This is a genomic window from Streptomyces prasinopilosus (genome assembly GCF_001419695.1).
Taxonomy (GTDB): Bacteria; Actinomycetota; Actinomycetes; order Streptomycetales; family Streptomycetaceae; genus Streptomyces; species Streptomyces prasinopilosus.
Genome location: NZ_LIRG01001046.1, coordinates 1 through 1012, shown reverse-complemented (window position 1 = coordinate 1012; position 1012 = coordinate 1). Strand labels below are relative to the sequence as shown.

Sequence of the window (1012 nt, the reverse complement as noted above, 5' to 3'; positions counted from 1 at the left end):
CTCCCACCGGCCGGGTCTGAGTCCCGGTCGCCCCGGCCGGTGGGAGCGCGGCCCTGCCCGGAGGGCCGCGCTCCCCCCGGGCAGGGCCGCGCGGGGGGGGCCGGGTGCCGGTCCTCAGGCCAGCCACTGCTCGTACGCCATGTTCGCCACCAGGGCGAAGACGACCACCAGCAGGACGACGCGCACGAAGCCGCTGCCCTTCTTCAGGGCCGTGTGGGCGCCGAGGGTGCCGCCCGCCAGGTTGAACACGGCCATCAGGCCCGCGAGCTGCCACAGCACCGCGCCCTGCCAGGCGAACATCGCCAGCGCGCCGGCGTTGGTGCAGCAGTTGACGATCTTCGCGGTGGCCGACGCCGTGACGAGGTCGAGGTGGAGCAGGGCGGTGAGCGCCAGGACGAGGAACGTACCGGTGCCGGGGCCGATGAGCCCGTCGTAGAAGCCGATGCCCAGGCCGCCGAAGCCGATCGCGGCGAGGACGCGGCGCCGGGAGACCGGGCCGGGTCGCGGAGCGGAGCCGAAGCCCGGGCGGAGGATGACGAAGGCGGCGACGGCGAGCAGCACCACCATGATCACCGGCTTGAGGACCTCGGTGCTCATCCCGGCGGCGAGGAAGGCCCCGCCGGAGGATCCGGCGAGGGCGGCCAGCCCGATGCGCACGGCGGTCCGTACGTCGACGGGCGCCTTGCGGGCGTAGGTGATCGCCGCGCCGGTGGTGCCGACGATGGCGACCGCCTTGTTGGTGCCCAGGGCGTGCGCGGCGGGGGTGCCGGCGGGCAGGCCGAGCAGCAGCGCCGGCAGCAGCAGGAGTCCGCCACCGCCGACCACCGCGTCGATCCAGCCGGCCGCCAGCGCCGCGAGGCAGAGGAGGACGACCGTGGTCAGGGAGATGTCGGGCATGGGCGTGACCCTACGAAGCGGATAGTTGTGCCGTCCATCAAGATGAGCGTTTCCTGAGGTTGACGCTCCTCACGGTGACTCCCCGCCGTGACTCCCCCGTGCCCCCGCGCGGTGC

Annotated in this window: 1 protein-coding gene; it reads right to left on the bottom strand. The window is 74.2% G+C overall.

The features are described from left to right. Positions 1-114 precede the first annotated feature (114 nt). Positions 115-897 (bottom strand): sulfite exporter TauE/SafE family protein, encoded by a 783-nt coding sequence (locus AOK18_RS29990; protein WP_055574595.1) that lies wholly within the window; start codon positions 895-897, stop codon positions 115-117. Positions 898-1012: the final 115 nt, after the last annotated feature.